Origin of the sequence: Peribacillus sp. FSL E2-0218 (assembly GCF_037992945.1) — a bacterium.
Classification (GTDB): domain Bacteria; phylum Bacillota; class Bacilli; order Bacillales; family DSM-1321; genus Peribacillus; species Peribacillus simplex_B.
The window spans coordinates 2597886-2614893 of the sequence record NZ_CP150304.1 but is presented as its reverse complement, the minus strand read 5'-3'; the positions used below and the strand labels follow the sequence as shown (position 1 = coordinate 2614893).

The 17008-nt window shown below is 40.1% G+C and carries 17 protein-coding genes; 15 read left to right on the top strand and 2 right to left on the bottom strand.

All coding sequences use genetic code 11. The features are described 5' to 3' along the window. Positions 1 to 193 precede the first annotated feature (193 nt). The 10 genes from MHI53_RS12570 (at position 194) to MHI53_RS12525 (ending at position 11255) form a co-directional block, all read left to right on the top strand. Entirely contained in the window at positions 194 to 724 is a 531-nt protein-coding gene (locus MHI53_RS12570; RefSeq protein ID WP_061142915.1) for a mismatch-specific DNA-glycosylase, read from the top strand. 376 nt (positions 725 to 1100) lie between these two features. Beyond that, a complete protein-coding gene (locus MHI53_RS12565; RefSeq protein ID WP_061142914.1) occupies positions 1101 to 2114 on the top strand; it encodes a glycoside hydrolase family 15 protein in 1014 nt (337 codons plus the stop codon). A 245-nt stretch (positions 2115 to 2359) separates the two neighbouring features. Then, positions 2360 to 4300: a 1,4-alpha-glucan branching protein GlgB gene (glgB, locus tag MHI53_RS12560; RefSeq protein WP_340371434.1), complete on the top strand. Its 1941-nt coding sequence runs from the start codon at positions 2360 to 2362 to the stop codon at positions 4298 to 4300. Next, positions 4300 to 5466 carry a glucose-1-phosphate adenylyltransferase gene (locus MHI53_RS12555; protein WP_061142913.1) on the top strand — a complete coding sequence of 389 codons (1167 nt, stop codon included), beginning with the start codon at positions 4300 to 4302 and terminating at the stop codon, positions 5464 to 5466. Before glgB ends, MHI53_RS12555 begins: the two co-directional genes overlap by 1 nt. Before the next feature lie 17 nt (positions 5467 to 5483). Beyond that, complete coding sequence (glgD, locus tag MHI53_RS12550; protein ID WP_061142912.1) at positions 5484 to 6590, top strand: glucose-1-phosphate adenylyltransferase subunit GlgD; 1107 nt, start codon at positions 5484 to 5486, stop codon at positions 6588 to 6590. Between the two features lie 16 nt (positions 6591 to 6606). Then, the gene (gene glgA, locus MHI53_RS12545; protein WP_340371433.1) at positions 6607 to 8046 is read left to right on the top strand and encodes a glycogen synthase GlgA; all 1440 of its coding nucleotides are present in this window, start codon (positions 6607 to 6609) and stop codon (positions 8044 to 8046) included. A gap of 117 nt (positions 8047 to 8163) precedes the next feature. Beyond that, positions 8164 to 9669 carry a cardiolipin synthase gene (gene cls, locus MHI53_RS12540; protein ID WP_340371432.1) on the top strand — a complete coding sequence of 502 codons (1506 nt, stop codon included), beginning with the start codon at positions 8164 to 8166 and terminating at the stop codon, positions 9667 to 9669. A 74-nt stretch (positions 9670 to 9743) separates the two neighbouring features. Continuing rightward, positions 9744 to 10499, top strand: a complete 756-nt coding sequence (locus MHI53_RS12535; protein WP_061142909.1) for an exodeoxyribonuclease III — start codon at positions 9744 to 9746, stop codon at positions 10497 to 10499. Between the two features lie 63 nt (positions 10500 to 10562). After that, the gene (locus MHI53_RS12530; RefSeq protein ID WP_061142908.1) at positions 10563 to 10961 is read left to right on the top strand and encodes a hypothetical protein; all 399 of its coding nucleotides are present in this window, start codon (positions 10563 to 10565) and stop codon (positions 10959 to 10961) included. Positions 10962 to 10976: 15 nt separating this feature from the next. Continuing rightward, the gene (locus MHI53_RS12525) at positions 10977 to 11255 is read left to right on the top strand and encodes an HNH endonuclease (protein WP_061142907.1); all 279 of its coding nucleotides are present in this window, start codon (positions 10977 to 10979) and stop codon (positions 11253 to 11255) included. 42 nt (positions 11256 to 11297) lie between these two features. Here the strand turns inward: MHI53_RS12525 and MHI53_RS12520 are convergent, their stop codons facing one another. Further along, positions 11298 to 11819, bottom strand: a complete 522-nt coding sequence (locus tag MHI53_RS12520) for a DUF2179 domain-containing protein (protein ID WP_340371431.1) — start codon at positions 11817 to 11819, stop codon at positions 11298 to 11300. 250 nt (positions 11820 to 12069) lie between these two features. On the opposite strand from MHI53_RS12520, the gene MHI53_RS12515 reads away from it, so the two are divergent. The 5 genes from MHI53_RS12515 (at position 12070) to MHI53_RS12495 (ending at position 15813) form a co-directional block, all read left to right on the top strand. Continuing rightward, positions 12070 to 12414 (top strand): n-acetylglutamate synthase, encoded by a 345-nt coding sequence (locus MHI53_RS12515; protein ID WP_185113100.1) that lies wholly within the window; start codon positions 12070 to 12072, stop codon positions 12412 to 12414. Positions 12415 to 12444: 30 nt separating this feature from the next. Next, positions 12445 to 13014: a histidine phosphatase family protein gene (locus MHI53_RS12510; RefSeq protein WP_061143010.1), complete on the top strand. Its 570-nt coding sequence runs from the start codon at positions 12445 to 12447 to the stop codon at positions 13012 to 13014. A 63-nt stretch (positions 13015 to 13077) separates the two neighbouring features. Next, the gene (locus MHI53_RS12505; RefSeq protein ID WP_061142905.1) at positions 13078 to 13755 is read left to right on the top strand and encodes an NAD-dependent epimerase/dehydratase family protein; all 678 of its coding nucleotides are present in this window, start codon (positions 13078 to 13080) and stop codon (positions 13753 to 13755) included. A gap of 324 nt (positions 13756 to 14079) precedes the next feature. Further along, complete coding sequence (locus tag MHI53_RS12500) at positions 14080 to 14505, top strand: VOC family protein (RefSeq protein WP_100530179.1); 426 nt, start codon at positions 14080 to 14082, stop codon at positions 14503 to 14505. 528 nt (positions 14506 to 15033) lie between these two features. After that, the gene (locus MHI53_RS12495; RefSeq protein ID WP_340371430.1) at positions 15034 to 15813 is read left to right on the top strand and encodes a hypothetical protein; all 780 of its coding nucleotides are present in this window, start codon (positions 15034 to 15036) and stop codon (positions 15811 to 15813) included. A gap of 285 nt (positions 15814 to 16098) precedes the next feature. Here the strand turns inward: MHI53_RS12495 and MHI53_RS12490 are convergent, their stop codons facing one another. Beyond that, entirely contained in the window at positions 16099 to 16992 is an 894-nt protein-coding gene (locus MHI53_RS12490; RefSeq protein ID WP_340373682.1) for an AraC family transcriptional regulator, read from the bottom strand. Between the last annotated feature and the right edge of the window lie 16 nt (positions 16993 to 17008).

Sequence of the window (17008 nt, the reverse complement as noted above, 5' to 3'; positions counted from 1 at the left end):
AGGAAAAATGCTTATGTGTGATTTCTTTTGGTGCCGCAATTACTGGATACATTAAGTTGCAATATCGGTATCGAATACATAGGAAATTGACGTTTTTTTGGTTATGTTCGTGTGGGAAGGGCGTAGGGGTAGTTAATTATTGTTCCGTTTTGTACAATGAATGGAAGAGAGACATGAAAAGGAGTGATAATCAATGGAAGGAATAGATGATCATTTAAAGATGAATCTCGATATTTTGTTTGTTGGCTTCAATCCAAGCATACGTTCCGGGGAAACAGGACATCATTATGCAAACCCTAACAACCGTTTTTGGAAAATTCTCCATGAATCAGGTTTGACCCCGAGGAAATATGCCCCTGATGAAGATCTTACCTTATTGGATTTAGGGTATGGGTTCACGAATATCGTTTCCAGGCCTACAAAAGGGGCGGATGATATCACTAAGGCAGAATACAGCAAGGGAAGAGAGCAATTAAAAGCAAAAATTGAAAAGTATAAGCCTAAACTTGTCTGTTTCGTAGGCAAGGGTGTTTATCAGGAATATCGTCAATCACGACATATCGCTTGGGGCCTGCAGGAAGATCCCCTATCCAATGCGACGATGGAATTCGTCGCACCATCCTCCAGCGGCTTGGTGAGAATGAAGATCGAAGAAATCATCGAAATATATCGAGAATTGCCGATTCTGCTCGATAAGCCGGTAACTGAAAGAACTGCAAAGTAAAAAGCAAGAAGCAGGTGACGCAAATTTGTACGATTTTTTCTTTCAATCTATACTTAGCATTTTAAGGATAGGCCGAAAAACCCAGTAATGGATTTCCATTACTGGTTTTTTCGTTCCTACCTGGAATCATGCACGAACGAATGAACCGTGGACTGACTACCCATCGCGTAGGCAGATGACGCTTTTTACTGAACAAGGAAAGCTTGATTATCAAAAAAGGCATTGACCACATAAACTAGGGTGAAAGTACTTTTAAAAGGTGTTGTAGGTAAATGAATTGTAAGCGCTTCGAAATCTAAAAGAAAAAACGGATGTTTAGAATGCGGTAGTCTGTCAACAATGGAAATGAGGAAATAACTATGGAGGTGTTCTATAAATGAATGTAAATGGTGCCCTAGAGGTTCTCGATCGCATGCGGCTTACTAATGGTGCATATACTGCCAGCGTTTCCAACGATTATAATTATGTTTGGATAAGGGATGTGGTATATACAGTACTTCCTTTTATAAATGACCCATCCAATCGTTATGAAAAGGCCTATCATGCCTTATTCGACTTATTTCAAACCTATGAATGGAAGATAGATATTCACACTGAGCAAAAACCTCAGTATCTATTCGAATATATCCACTCGAGATATTCCACTGAGCTGAAGGAGCTGCCCGAAGAGTGGGGGCATGCTCAAAATGATGCAATCGGTGCTTTTTTGTGGGGCGTCGGCGAAGGATATAGGCATGGGAAAAAGGTGATCCGAGATGGACGTGATTTACAAATCGTTCAAAAGCTGGTTCATTACTTGGAATGCCTGCAATATTGGCAGTCGGAAGATAATGGGATGTGGGAAGAGAACATCGAAATACACGCTTCGAGCATCGGTGCATGTGTAGCCGGTTTGAATTCAGTCAAGATGCTCGTCAACGTAAAGGAAGAACTGATCAAAAAGGGAGAAGAGGCACTCCGCTTTCTTCTTCCTAGGGAAAGCTATTCTAAAGAGGCGGATTTAGCCCTTTTATCCTTAATATATCCTTATCGACTCGTCGACAGGGAAATAGCCCTTAAAATTTTGAATAATGTTACAAGTCTCCTTGAAAGAACAAACGGGTGTATTCGTTACGAAAATGATCTTTATTATAATGAAGGCCGGGAAGCGGAATGGTGCTTCGGGCTCCCTTGGTTGGGGTTATGCTTTCTTGAACTTGGCATGGTGAATAAGGCCATGGAGTATATAGAAAAAACGAAAAGGATCATTCCGGAAAATTGGGAAGTCCCCGAGTTATATATTGGCGGAAGTGATATCCCTAACAAAAATACACCATTGGCATGGTCCGTATCTTTGTCTTATCTTTTCTTGACGAAAACCGACATGCTTCGCTCAGAACAAGCGACATGAATTATTCATATACGGTAACGTAGAGCTCTTCCAATAAAAAGGGAAGAGCTTTTATTGAAATAATGATTTTTTTACATAATCTGGTTGATTTTTTGCAAATAAATGTTTTAATTTTCAAAAAAACGGGCATTTATTACAATATCTTCACCTCCATTGAAGGATTAATGTTATTTTCACCGAATATATATAATAACTGGGGAAGGATGATGAAATGTTATCGAGTTCATATTGATGGAGGGGTTTTATTGAATACAATTTTGGATCAGCTGCAAGAGAATTATCCAAGCGATTTTGATTTATATCTGTTTCATGAAGGGACCCTTTATGAAAGCTATAAGATGCTTGGGGCACACATAATCACATCTTTAGGTAAAGAAGGAGTTAGGTTTGCCGTTTGGGCCCCCCATGCCAAGCAAGTATCGGTAGTAGGTAATTTTAATGATTGGGACGGAACCGATCATGTGATGAATCGGGTCGAGCGTTCAGGTATCTGGGTGTTGTTCGTACCAGGACTTCAAGAAGGGGAACTATACAAATACGAAATACATACACCTGGAAATAAACGTATCCTTAAAGCCGATCCATATGCCTTTTATTCGGAAGTCAGACCAAATACAGCTTCAATTGTCAAAAGGCTGGATAATTTTGAATGGCAAGATTCGAAGTGGATAACCGATCGGAAAAAGGAAAACATCTATCATAGGCCCATGTCCATTTATGAAGTGCACCCAGGCACATGGAAACAGAAAAAGAATGGCGAATTTTATTCTTACCGTGAACTGGCCGATAGATTAGTTGAGTATGTGATTGATAATAGTTTTACACACATAGAAATCATGGCAATAATGGAACACCCATTCGATAAGTCTTGGGGATACCAGGTTACCGGTTATTATTCGGTAAACAGCCGTTTCGGTTCACCGGAAGATTTCAAGTATTTGATCAACAAATGCCATCAACATGGCATAGGAGTCATCCTGGACTGGGTTCCCGCCCATTTTTGTAAGGATGCCCATGGACTTTCCCGTTTCGATGGCACACCTCTCTATGAACCTATTGATCATAATAGGGCAGAACGTCCGTTATGGGGCACATATAACTTCGATTTCAGCAAACCGGAAGTCATAAGCTTCCTAATTTCAAATGTGATGTTTTGGATGGAGGTATACCATATCGATGGTGTCCGTGTCGATGCGGTATCGTCAATGGTGTATTTAAATCATGACAATCCTTTGCCGGTCAAATTGAAAAATCAAAATGGCGGGGAGGAAAATCTAGAAGCGATCGAATTTCTGCAAAGGCTCAATGAAGCAGTTTTCAAGAAATATCCTCATGCATTAATGATGGCTGAAGAAGCAACAGATCGCCCACTTATAACCTATCCAACCGATATGGGCGGGCTTGGTTTTAATTATAAATGGAATATGGGATGGACGAACGACATCCTTCGATACATGAAATTGGAAACGGGTGAGAGGCCATACCATCATAACCTTTTGACCTTCTCATTTTTCTATGCTTTTTCAGAAAATTTCGTATTGCCGTTCTCTCATGATGAAGTAGTTCATGGCAAGAAGTCGTTATTAAATAAGATGCCAGGTGACTATTGGCAGAAATTTGCAAATTCGCGACTGCTCTTCGGTTATTTCATGACGCATCCTGGAAAAAAGCTTCTCTTCATGGGTGGCGAATTCGGCCAATTCATCGAATGGAAAGATGAGGAGCAATTGGATTGGCTGCTCTTGGAATATGAATCTCATGAGAAACTTTCTTATTATTTTCGGACCCTGCAGTCATTCTATAAAGAAACCTCTTCATTATGGAGACTTGATCATGTCCAGGAGGGGTTTGAATGGATAGATCCAAACAATAGTAGTCAGAGTATCATTACCTTTATGAGGAAAGGTAAGCGAAAAGGCGATTATTGTATTGTGGTCTGTAATTTTTCTGCACAGACTCATGATCAATATCGGATTGGCGTGCCATCTCATGGTAAATATATTGAGGTCTTCAACAGTGATTCCGCGGATTTCGGAGGATCTGGTCAGGTCAACGAGCAACCCATTGCTGTTAAAAAAGAACCTTATCATAATCAACCATTCAGTATGGAAATAACTGTACCTCCATTAGGCGTTTCTATTTATATGAAGCAAACAAAAAAAAGACGGGGGAGAGTGAACGAATAATGGGAGCAAAAAAATGGATAGCAATGTTATTGGCAGGAGGCCAGGGTTCAAGGTTAGGTGAACTGACCATCGGGTTGGCAAAACCAGCTGTTCCTTTCGGCGGTAAATATAGAATCATCGATTTTCCATTGAGTAACTGCACTCATTCTGGTATTGATACGGTTGGGGTACTGACCCAATATCAGCCATTGATTTTAAATGATTATGTTGGGAACGGGAAAGCATGGGATCTAGATCTGGATGTTGGCGGAGTCTCCGTTCTTCCGCCATATCAAGGCAAAGAAGGCGGTGAATGGTATAAGGGGACGGCAAACGCCGTTTATCAAAATATCCAATATATTGACAACTATGATCCGGAGCACGTACTCATCCTTTCAGGTGACCATATTTATAAAATGGATTACAGTAAGATGCTGGATTATCATGTCGAAAAGAATGCAGAGGCAACGATAGCCGTCATTCAAGTACCATGGCAAGAAGCAAGCCGATTTGGGATCATGAATACAAATGACGAGGATAAGATCACCCAATTCGATGAAAAACCTAAATATCCAAAGAGTAACCTCGCGTCAATGGGTGTCTACCTTTTCAATTGGAAGAAGCTAAGACAATATTTGATAAATGATGAAAAAGATGCGGATTCTTCTAATGACTTTGGCAGCAACATCATTCCTAAGATGCTGGAAGACAGAAAGAAGCTGTATGCCTACCGTTTTAATGAATACTGGAAAGATGTCGGAACCGTCGAGAGCCTCTGGCAGGCACATATGGATTTATTGGAGGAAAAACCGAATTTCCAGCTGGATGATCAGCATTGGAAGATTTTTGCCCGCAATGCCAATCACCCACCGCAATATATCTCAGCAAATGCCGAGGTCAGTCAGTCACTTATCAATGAAGGATGCATGATCGACGGGAACATTGATCACTCGGTGCTATCCTACAATGTTAAGGTAGGCTATGGTTCAACCATTAAAGATTCAGTCATCATGCCCAATGTGACCATTGGTGAAAATGTTCATATTGAACGAAGCATCATTGCCAGCAATTGCATAATTGAAGATGGGGCAGTCGTAGGGAATTCGGCGGTAACTTCCGATATTACGTTAATCGGCGAAAATCAGACCATTATCAATCCAAATAAAAAGAAAATTACTCTTAACTAGAAAAAGGGGAAGATGCTATGGAAAATGTGTTGGGTATTATTAACTTAATCAATGAAAAACAACATTTAAAAGAGCTGACTGCTCATCGTAATGTGGCATCCGTACCATTTGGAGGACGCTACCGTTTGATTGACTTCACAATGTCTAACTTCATTAACGCCGATGTATCAAAGGTAGCCGTTTTCCCTAAGGAAAAATATCTTTCGGTCATGGATCATCTTGGTTCAGGTAAGGAATGGAATCTGGATAGACGTTCAGGAGGACTGTTCATCCTGCCGCCCATCCATCCCGACGAAACAGTAACTGGCGATATGAAACAATTTTATGATCACCTCAGCTTTTTCGAACGGGCAGCGGCTGATACTGTCATCATTTCCCCGGGATGCCATGTATCCAAATTGGATTTTAATGATGTGCTTGCTTATCATAAAAAACATGATGCGGATATAACCGTCGTCTATAAAGACTATGTCGGCGAATTAATTGAAAAACCGATTTATCACACATGCTCGGTCGATTCCGATGAAGATATCACGGACATCAGTTTTTACACGATCCCTAGGCCAGGAGACCATGTTTGTTTAGAAACCTTCATCATAAGCAAGACCTTATTGGTTAAATTGATTAAAAGCTGTGTAGCGAATGGGGAATATGACTTTTTGAAAGATGCAGTGAAAGCCAATCTCCATCGCTTTACAGTCAAAGGTTACAACTTTACTGGAGATATGCCATTTATCCATTCAATTGAAAGCTTCCATTCCAGTAATATGAATTTCCTTAACCCTGCCGTCATCCGTTCCTTTTTCGGAGACACATGGGATGTTTATACAAAAATCAAGCATGAAGCGCCGACAAAATACTCACGTTCTTCGAATGTTACCAATTCGTTAATTGCAAATGGTTGTGACATTGAAGGAACAGTGGAGAACAGCATTCTTTTCCGAGGGGTAAAGGTAAAAAAAGGCGCAATCATCAGGAATAGCATCATCATGCAAAAAGGTGAAATCGAAGAAGGTGCTATCGTCGAAAATACGATAACGGATAAAGAAGTGAAAATAACCAAGGAAAAAGCGGTCATTGGCAGGAAACAGCCGGCTGTAATAAAAAAAGCGGAAGTCATTTAATAGAGGAGGTGCGGCAATGAACATAGTATTCGCTGCTTCGGAATGCGCCCCCTTCATAAAAACGGGAGGGCTCGGAGACGTAATAGGCGCACTCCCGAAAGCACTACTAAAACAGGGAGTCCATGTAAGTGTCATTCTTCCTAAATATGAGGATCTCCCTTTTCAGTTCAAACAGGAAATGACGCATATGACAAGTATTGAAGTTCCTGTAGGTTGGCGTCAGCAGTTTTGTGGAATCGAGAAGCTTGTCGCAAATGGAATTACATATTATTTTTTGGATAACGAATATTATTTCAAAAGACATGGGAGTTATGGTTTCTTCGATGATGGCGAAAGGTTCGCCTTCTTTTCCCGTGCCATATTGGAGGCTTTGCCATACTTAGATGAAAAGCCCGATATCGTGCACTGTCATGATTGGCAGACGGGCCTAGTCAGTGTATTGCTGAAAGCGCACTATCATAATCATCCTTTCTATCAGGATATAAAAACGGTCTTTACGATACATAATTTACGATATCAAGGGGTCTATTCCAAAACGGTATTGGCCGAACTGCTGGATTTAAGTGAGTTATATTTTAATATCAATGGTCTTGAATTTCATGGGAATGTCAGTTATTTGAAAGCTGGCTTAGCATTTTCCAATATCGTCACAACGGTAAGCCAAAGTTATGCGGAGGAAATTCAAAGCCCCTATTTTGGTGAGAATCTGGATGGATTTTTACGCAAAAGAAATGGTGACCTTAAAGGCATCATCAATGGAATCGATTATGAAGAATATGATCCTCGCACAGATGAATACCTTGCTGTTCCCTACGATTCCTATGAAGGGAAGCTGGAGAATAAACGCCAGTTGCAGGAATCGCTGAATCTTCCAGTGAGTGATGATACACCGGTAATATCCATGGTGACAAGGCTCGTTGACCAAAAGGGAATCGATCTCATTCTCCACGTTTTTCATGAAATGATGAACCAGGGCATCCAATTCATCCTTTTGGGTACAGGGGAGGAGCAATTTGAATCGGCCTTTCGTCATTTAGCTGAACAGTATCCGAATCAAGTTTCCGTCAATACCTATTTTGATGAGGGCTTAGCAAGGCGTATCTATGCAGGATCTGATATATTCCTGATGCCTTCCCAATTCGAGCCGTGTGGAATCGGCCAGCTTCTGGCGCTGCGGTATGGCACCCTCCCATTAGTTAGGGAAACCGGCGGGCTCCGTGATACGGTCATTCCCTACAATCAATTTACTGGTGAAGGGAATGGCTTCAGTTTTACGAATTATAATGCACACGATATGCTTCATACCATTGAGCAATCAGTGGGGCTGTACAAATTCCAGCCGAAGCGGTGGAAGAGTCTGGTCGAACGTGCCATGAAGCTGGACTTTAGTTGGACTTCTTCCTCCTCGGCTTATATTAAGCTGTATGAGAGCCTGCTTCCCGTCATGAAACGATAGGAATTACACAAAACACCTGCGAAAATAAATCTTCGTAGGTGTTTTGTTTCTTTTACCATCAATTATGGGTATATGTTTAAATGTATATAAAATATTGCTGTGTAGGAGAATGAAAAGATGAAAAGAAGAAGAATGGAAATTATATTTTTATTTATATTAATCGCTGCTGTATACGTAATTTTGTTTACGGAAGTTAACTTTGATATGAAACTGTTTTTTGTAGGATTATATATATTTGTCATGTTCGTGACGATGTTTTCCCTCATGCTCGAAAATAGATTTGCGCACGAAACGCTATTATGGATGTATGTCCTGCTGTTTTTCCCGGTTTTCGGCTATCTATTTTATTTATTTTCAGGACAACTCTATTTAAAAGGGTATTTGTATCAAACCAAAAGGAAAAGAGACCGAGCAGAGTGGAAGGGCCTTGTAAAACAGGTATCAGCTCCAGATTTATCATTCTTGAATAATCACCAGCAATCGTTTGCAGCGTTTGCCAAAAAAGCTTCTGAGACCACTATCAGTACGTCTTCGAAAACGGAAGTCTTGAAAAATGGCAATGAAACGTTTACGGAAATCATAAAACAGTTAAAAAAGGCGGAAAAGTTCATTCATATTGAGTATTATATTTTTCGATCAGATAGGCTTGGCACGGAAATAATCGATATCCTCATTGAAAAAGCACAAGCTGGAGTGGAAGTTTTATTCATTTTTGATGCAGCCGGCAGTTTAAAACTGTCGAATAACGAAATTAAACGAATGAAAAATGCCGGTATAAAAGCCTTCCCGTTTTCTCCTTTGAAAAATGGTTTTTTCAATCAGAAATTCAATTTCAGGAATCACCGGAAGGTCATCATCATCGACGGGGAGATTGGCTTTGTCGGCGGCTTGAACGTTGGTGAGGAGTATTTAGGAAGAAATAAAGAGATTGGATTCTGGAGAGATACACATATGGTCCTTAAAGGGGAAGCGGTATATATGCTTCATACCGTTTTTCTTTTGGATTGGGAATATGTCAGTGGTGAAGATGTATTGCAGGAGCGTCCGGAACTGAAAAGCGAAGGCGGAAAAGGGGACGGAGCTGTCCAGGTTGTCGCAAGCGGGCCGGATACACAGCAGGGAATCATGAGTGATTTTTACTATGCGCTTATCAATAGTGCCACCGAATCAGTTTGGATCGCCAGTCCATATTTCGTCCCCAATCAAGCGATCAAAGCGGCGATTAAACATGCTGCCGTAAAAGGAATTCAAGTTAGGCTAATGGTTCCTGCGGTAAATGATGGTTTCTTGACACAATACGGAAGCCGCTCTTATTTCGGGGAGCTGCTTCAATATGGCGTTGAAGTTTATTCCTATAAAAAAGGTTTCTTACATCAGAAACTCATCATCGTGGATGGCGATATTGCCTCCATTGGTACGGCAAACATGGACATGAGGAGTTTTCATCTGAATTTCGAAGTCAATGTCTTCCTTATGGGCAGCCGCTCTATCGGTGATCTTATCACTCACTATAAGGAAGATATGCTGGACAGTGAAAAACTTGACCCCATTACATATAATAATCGCAGTATGCTCGAACGTTCAAAAGAATCATTTGCCAGGTTGTTTTCCAATGTACTCTAATGGGAAAACAACCGAATCAATAGTATAGTGGAAAGGAAAAGAAATTAACGGGAATAAGGAGAGTTTAAAAGAACATGAAATTGGTTTCCTGGAACGTAAATGGAATTAGGGCTTGTGTGAAGAAAGGATTTTTAGATTATTTTAAAGAAGTTGATGCGGATATATTCTGTCTGCAAGAAACGAAGCTTCAAGAGGGACAAATTTCGCTTGAACTTGATGGGTACCATCAATATTGGAATTATGCGCTGAAAAAAGGGTATTCGGGGACTGCCATTTTTACAAAAGAAAAGCCGCTCTCAGTGAAATATGGTGTAGGCGACTTGACCGAGGAACCAGAAGGAAGGATCATCACCCTCGAATACGAGAAATTTTATATGGTGAATGTCTATGCACCAAATGCCAAGAGGGATTTGACAAGGCTCGATTATCGTCTCGAATGGGAAGAAGCGATGATCGAGTACCTTAAGGAGCTCGACATGGTTAAACCGGTCATCTTCTGCGGCGATCTTAATGTCGCACATCAGGAAATCGATTTGAAGAACCCCAAACCTAACATCGGAAATTCAGGTTTTACGCTTGAAGAACGTGGTAAAATGACTGAATTGCTTGATGCAGGTTTCATTGATACATTCCGCCATTTTTATCCGTTACAAGAAGGTGCCTATACTTGGTGGTCGTATATGAGCAAAGTAAGAGAGCGGAATATCGGTTGGAGAATTGATTATTTCATTGTTTCAAAGCGATTGTCCGATTCTCTCATGGATGCAAACATCCACTGTGATATCATGGGCAGCGATCATTGCCCGGTCATCTTGGAAGCAAATCTTTAATCAGGATAAATCCAGTTAAATGGGGATACTATTGATTATCATAATTCAATAGGAGGTAATGAGATGAAGACATTCATCGTTGGTTTCCATCAGGAAGATAATGTAGACAGCATGCAGGTGCAAAAATTGACAGCCGCTGAGTTTGAAAAAACGACGTCCCGTGGATTTCGCAGATTATTTGATTTGGATACGAATATCGGCTATTTCGTCTTTTTTGATGCTGAAGATGACGAGGGGGATTTATCGCATTTGGTTTTACAGTATGAAGAAGATAATCAGGATCCAAGTGATTGTTATTCCTTTGCCAAACCTGATTTTTATGAATTCATGGCACTTTATTTACAAGGCATGAATGACAGTGAAGAAGTGGAAGAAGACGATGAAGAGGAATATGGCCCCATTCATCATCTTGCCCATTTAATGTTCCATATCGTTGAAGAAGGGAAATCCGTAAAACCTTAACGGACGTATCGGGAAATGATAGGAACATGTGAGCTTTGTCAAAGGGACGGAATTGAATTGACCGTCCATCATTTAATACCGAGAGAAGAAGGAGGCAGCCATTTACCGACTGCCGCTCTTTGTAAATCATGCCATAAACAGATTCACGCGTTATATTCAAACAAGGAGCTGGCCATCCGCCTCTATACGATCGCATTGCTAAAAGATGATGATTCATTGAAAAAATATATAAAGTGGATTAAAAAACAGCCGGCAACGAAAGCAGTGAAAATAAGGAAATCAAAAACCAAATAAAAGGGGAAAGCCATCTTTCATGTTGGCTTTCCCCTTTTGCTTTTAGCTTGCCTTATTTTTCAACCGATCCAGTAAAAACCCGCCTTTGAAGTAACGCGGCTCATACGAAATGATGAAAGCCTTCGGTTCGAATTTTTCTACGGTTGCGATCAATTCTTGCTCACGGTTGCGTTTCGTCAAAATTTCCATTCGATAACGGTTGCTATCCCTGCCCTCACCTGTATAGAGAGTAACCCCGAATCCATTGTTCCTAAGTGTATCAACTAACTGTGCATTTTTGGATTGAGTATTGACGGTTAAATTTATGTAGCCGATGGCGAGTTTCTGCTCAATTTTCGTTCCAAAAATAATTCCGATTCCAAAACCGACAGCATATACAACCATGGCCAGGATGCTCTGGTCGCCGCCAAATACAAGCGATAGTCCAAAAACATACACTAGCATTTCTGCAATGCCCAGTATCGAGGCAAGTACGGTGATATTTTTCACTAAGAAAATGGTTCGCAACGTGTAAATCGGTACATAAATAAGTTGCAATAGTAAAATCAGAAGTATTTCTTTCAAAAGAGCACCTCACCATATCTTCTAGTTATATTCCGATGTCTGAGCATTGGGGATGAACATCCCATATGTAACATCTTCCATAATCTAACCACAATTCATAAGCGGAATTCAATGGAAATATTATGTATTTTTCGTGTCTGTTTTTGGTGAAGGGATTTAATCATATTTTATCTTTTTAGAGATTCTCAATATACTCTTTTTTGTGGAAATTTGGTATGATTATCCTTAATCATTCATAGGGGGATTGATCGTGATTAATTATGATGGGCGGATTTTTAAGGCAAAAGTCAATTCAGAAAACGGGGAAGTTTCGGGCAGTACGTCCTTTCATTATTCACAGGAAGGCTCCATTCTTTCAGCGATCTATCAAGGCGGTGAAATTGTAAAAGGGAGCTTGATAGGACTCGTCAACCCTGATGGAACACTTCAATTCCGCTATAATCATATCAATGAAAAAGGGGAAATTAGAGGAGGCAGCTGTTTTTCCACACCAGAGATATTGACTGACGGAAGAATACGATTGCATGAAAAATGGAAATGGTCAGATATCGAGCAGACCGAAGGACATTCGATCATGGAAGAGCAGGAAAGATAATGTAATCCAATATAGAAAGGCGTGATGACAATTACGACGATTTGTTTAGTACGGCATGGACAGACGGATTGGAATGCACAGGGAAAGCTGCAGGGGCAGACAGATATTCCGTTAAATGAACTCGGAAAGATACAGGCACGTCAATGCGGTGAATTCCTGATGAAAGAAGATTGGGATGTAATCATTACAAGTCCGCTTATAAGGGCAAGGGAAACGGCTGATATCATTGCTCATTATATGGATGTTCCGGTAATTGAGAAAATCGAATTCATTGAAAAGAATTTTGGAGCCGCAGAAGGATTGACAGCCGAAAAAAGGGAGGCAACTTACAAAAATAAAGTTTATCCGGGCCAGGAAAGCGAGAAGGCCCTCACTAACCGCCTGATGAAGGGACTTCAAGAAATCCAGGAGGCATATCCAGAAAAGAAAGTGATACTTGTTGCACATGGAGCCGTTATTCATTTCATCTTACGATTGATGTCCAACGAATCAATTGTAACCAGTGATATGCGTTTGTCCAATGCATGCTTGAGTACGATAAGATTCGAGGTCGATTCCTGGATCATTAAAGACTTCAATCAAATCAAACATTTGTCATAATAATCAAAAGGTAAATGAGTCGATGGAAGGTTCACGATAGCTCATGAAGGAAAGAAGGAAATCATGATTAAAAAAAAGATGGCATTGGTTTTAGGGGCAACGGGAGTGGTCGGTACCCAGCTTGTTAAACAACTAAGCAATAGCCATGTTTATGACGAAATCCATTTGCTGACAAGAAGGCATGTGGATATGCATGAACCGAATTGCACCGTACATATTGTAGATTTCGACCGTTTGTCAACGTTTGCCCATTTATTTAACGTCACGGATGTTTTTATTTGTTTGGGTACAACGATCAAGAAGGCTAAATCAAAAGAGGCTTTTCGTAAAGTGGATTATACCTATGTTATGGAAGCGGCGAAAATGGCGAAAAGCTGCGATGTTGAAAAATTACTCGTCATAACGGCTATGGGAGCCAATTCAAAATCGGCCTTTTTTTACAGTCGTGTAAAAGGTGATGTCGAAGGTGGACTTCAACAGTTAGCCATGAACTCGGTTCATATATTTCGCCCTTCATTACTTCTTGGCGAAAGAGAGGAATTCCGGGCAGGTGAGAAAATCTCTGGCATGTTGAGCTCCATCGCACAATTCATCTTCATTGGACCTCTGCGTCCCTATCGTGCCATACAAGCAAAAAAGGTAGCCGCAGCCATGTATGCCGCAGCCCAAACATCACCCCAAGGCTTTCACATTCATCGTTCTGATGAAATCGAGAAGCTGGCCATTTCAATTGATCAGTAAACAAAAGGGGTCCGGAATTTTTAAATTCCAGACCCCTTTTGAAATTCCCTTTGGGTAAAGCTAGTATGATTTTTTCGTTCGGTAGCCGAAGTGGAAGGAATAATTAAAAATGGCAGTTTTCGCATACCGACGCGATTTAGAATAATCCCATTTTGGTGGGAAGTTAGCCGCTGCTCTTGCTTAAATCCACATTGACGAACGTATGTTCCTTGTTGTAAAATGGAAACATGGGTAATAATGTTAGATGATCATTCAAATGATAAATGAGCCATGACAGTTACTCGGGGTTATACCAAAAAAATAGAATCAAAGGGGTTATTTATTATGAGCATGAGGTTGTCTCCCTATTTAATGATGAATGGTAATGCGAAAGAAGCGATTGGGTTTTACGAAAAAGCATTGGATGCACAAGTCCTTTTTACACAAACTTTTGGCGAAATGCCAGAAAACCCGGAATTTCCTTTGCCAGAGGAAGCGAAGGAACTTGTGTCACATGCCATGGTGAAGGTTGGGGAAACCGATCTAATGTTTTCAGATTCATTTCCAGGGCAAACGAGTCAGACAGGTGATCAAGTTACGATTTGCATTTCAACTGACGATATCGAGAAATCAACCAAGATTTTTGAAGCCCTATCGCAAAATGGTCAAGTGAAAATGCCGTTGCAGGAAGCTTTTTTTAGCCCTGCTTATGGAATTGTGACAGACAAATTCGGTATAACCTTTCAAATTTATACAGAGGGCCAAAAATAACTTTTTGTAATTGCCCTATAAAATGAAACCGTGATGATCGCTATAGTGTCAATAAGGTAAGGGATGGTGAAAATCATTGCCATAGTAATCCCTTAATCGGCATGGTTGAAAGATTAAGTCCGAATCCCTCATTTTGCCTCATCGAGGGATTCGGATATTTAAATGGGCTCAGTGTTCTTATCCGTATTTTTCGTGTACATGATTTGGCTTTATACGAATGGAATTCTTTCGTTATCCTGCTGTGATATCTGTCATCCAATCTTTATCTGTTTGTTTTTTGTTTGAAAAGGAGCTGTGCTATTATTTATTGGATTACAAATTGATAGTGCCAAAGGAATTCAGTACAGCTATAGAGGAACAGCAGCACTGGCTATACATGAAATGCAGGCTGATGGCGGAATTGTTGAGTACATAACATATATAGATTTTTGAACAATGCGCCCCATCCTAAGGTAGAAGGCTCATTGTTTCGTAGTTAGTCCAGCATCATTCAGCATTTCATGGTGAGTAGAGGGAAAGGTGAAAAATGTGAACACAGATCAAGCTTTCGACCTGTTAAAGGATGCAGGCGTAACAGAAAGTATTAGTATACAAACTGTCAGGCGTTGGCTGCGTGAGGGCAGGATTAAATACGAGGGAGGGAACGGGAGTAGAAAAACAGGATCTACGATGGATGACACAGATCTGGCATTTGACTTGTTAAAGGATGCAGGCATTTCTGAACATGTTCGTTTGCAGGTTGTCAGGCGTTGGCTTAATGAAGGCAGGATTAAATACGAGGGTAAAAGCAAGCGGGATTCTGGATATATCATCGATGATGCAACCAAAAGTCTGTCTATAAATGATGTACCGGCACAAAACAAGGATGAAATCATACATCGGTTAAGGTTAAAAATACAAGCCCAAGATACGCATATAGAAGGAATGGAAGCACTCTATGAGACTGCCAAAAAAACATTAATTCAGCAAAGAGAAATGTATAAAAAGGAAGTGGTCATGCTTAGGAATGAGAAAAGCCAATTGCAAAATGAAGCGGGGGATCTGTTAACGGAAAATATTGAATTACGTAATGAATTGACGAAACGGAAGCAAAATCAAACGGGCCATTTCAATTCCGCCCCCATTGCCCGATCAGATGATTATAGCAAAAAATTAGGGCTTTCAAAAAAAGCAACCGTTAAAGAAGTATTGGCAGGATATAAAGGTTTATTAAAAATAACGCATCCTGATCAGAACGGCAATGCTAAGGTATTCCATTACATTAAGACAGATTATGATAACTTTAGAAAAGGCAACAACGGGATATGATGTTGCTGAAAAAGTGAGGTCGTTGAAGCGGCCTTTTTGTTTTGCCATCTATAGGGAATCTTATTGTATCAATATAGCTGATCTAGTAGTTACGCTGACAATTTATTTTATAGAACTCCTTATATATTACGTAATCCAAATTTTTAAATAAACTTAATATTCAGAAAATAATATACACTACGGCTTGTAATCGTTAAGACTTGTTTAAATCCCATCCAAACTATAAGAATACATTTCTTCATTCATGAAACCGCTTCTCATTCAAAGAGTTTTCAAGACTTTTGCCTACTCATTTTCTGTGTGTGGCGGCAGGTAATCAGTAGTCAGTATTCTGTTTTTTCTATAACTTCCAGGTGTTGAGCCGAGGTGTTTTTTAAATGTGAGATGAAAATGAGGCATACTTTGAAATCCGCATCTTTCAGCAATAACCGAGATGTTTTCATCGGTATGTAATAGGAGTTCTTTCGCCATGAGAATCCTTTTTTGGGTGATATATTCGGAGACATTTAATCCTATCACTTGCTTGAATACTCTACTGAAATGTGCAGTACTAACGTTTGCCACATCAGCAAGTTCAACCAGACTCAATCCAGTGGTAAAGCTACTCTCAATATAAACTAATATCTCTCTCATCCATAAAGGCCCCCAATTAATAGGCGTAGAGAGCTCGTGCTTGGATTGAACAATCATTCGGTTTAGGTAGTGCAACACCATATGAAGTTGTAATAGAATCGCATGTTTAAATCCGAATGCTTCTTGATTCCATTCTCTGTTCATCTCTTCAAAATGAGTTTCCAACACCTTTTGTTGAGTGCATTGCATGGAATATTTATAGTCCTTTGCTTTTCGGCTTTTTTCGAATAGTTGGTGATAAGAGAAGGATTCTCCAAGAGAGTTGTTATGAATAAGTAAGGGATTAAAGAAAATGACTGTACATGTTATAGGGTCTTCCTTATCGTGAATGGTGTGATGAATTGTATTTCCGGGGATGATGAATAGGTCTCCTTTTTGGATATAATGATATCCATTGTCAAAGAAAAAGGTACCCTTCCCGTCATACACATATATGATTTCGTACCAGTCATGAAAATGGTCGGGCAGTTCACTCTCCGTGTTTTTTTTGTCTTGATAGACTAGTTGAAGTGGAAAAAGTGTATTATTATCAAATTGTTTTTGCATGGGTTTCAATTAAAAA

Excerpts from the sequence above, each read along its gene's own strand:
- MHI53_RS12570 (WP_061142915.1), top strand. The coding sequence starts at position 194 with ATGGAAGGAATAGATGATCATTTAAAGATGAATCTCGATATTTTGTTT.
- MHI53_RS12565 (WP_061142914.1), top strand. The coding sequence starts at position 1,101 with ATGAATGTAAATGGTGCCCTAGAGGTTCTCGATCGCATGCGGCTTACT.
- MHI53_RS12555 (WP_061142913.1), top strand. The coding sequence starts at position 4,300 with ATGGGAGCAAAAAAATGGATAGCAATGTTATTGGCAGGAGGCCAGGGT.
- glgD (WP_061142912.1), top strand. The coding sequence starts at position 5,484 with ATGGAAAATGTGTTGGGTATTATTAACTTAATCAATGAAAAACAACAT.
- glgA (WP_340371433.1), top strand. The coding sequence starts at position 6,607 with ATGAACATAGTATTCGCTGCTTCGGAATGCGCCCCCTTCATAAAAACG.
- cls (WP_340371432.1), top strand. The coding sequence starts at position 8,164 with ATGAAAAGAAGAAGAATGGAAATTATATTTTTATTTATATTAATCGCT.
- MHI53_RS12535 (WP_061142909.1), top strand. The coding sequence starts at position 9,744 with ATGAAATTGGTTTCCTGGAACGTAAATGGAATTAGGGCTTGTGTGAAG.
- MHI53_RS12530 (WP_061142908.1), top strand. The coding sequence starts at position 10,563 with ATGAAGACATTCATCGTTGGTTTCCATCAGGAAGATAATGTAGACAGC.
- MHI53_RS12525 (WP_061142907.1), top strand. The coding sequence starts at position 10,977 with ATGATAGGAACATGTGAGCTTTGTCAAAGGGACGGAATTGAATTGACC.
- MHI53_RS12505 (WP_061142905.1), top strand. The coding sequence starts at position 13,078 with ATGATTAAAAAAAAGATGGCATTGGTTTTAGGGGCAACGGGAGTGGTC.
- MHI53_RS12500 (WP_100530179.1), top strand. The coding sequence starts at position 14,080 with ATGAGCATGAGGTTGTCTCCCTATTTAATGATGAATGGTAATGCGAAA.
- MHI53_RS12490 (WP_340373682.1), bottom strand. The coding sequence starts at position 16,992 with ATGCAAAAACAATTTGATAATAATACACTTTTTCCACTTCAACTAGTC.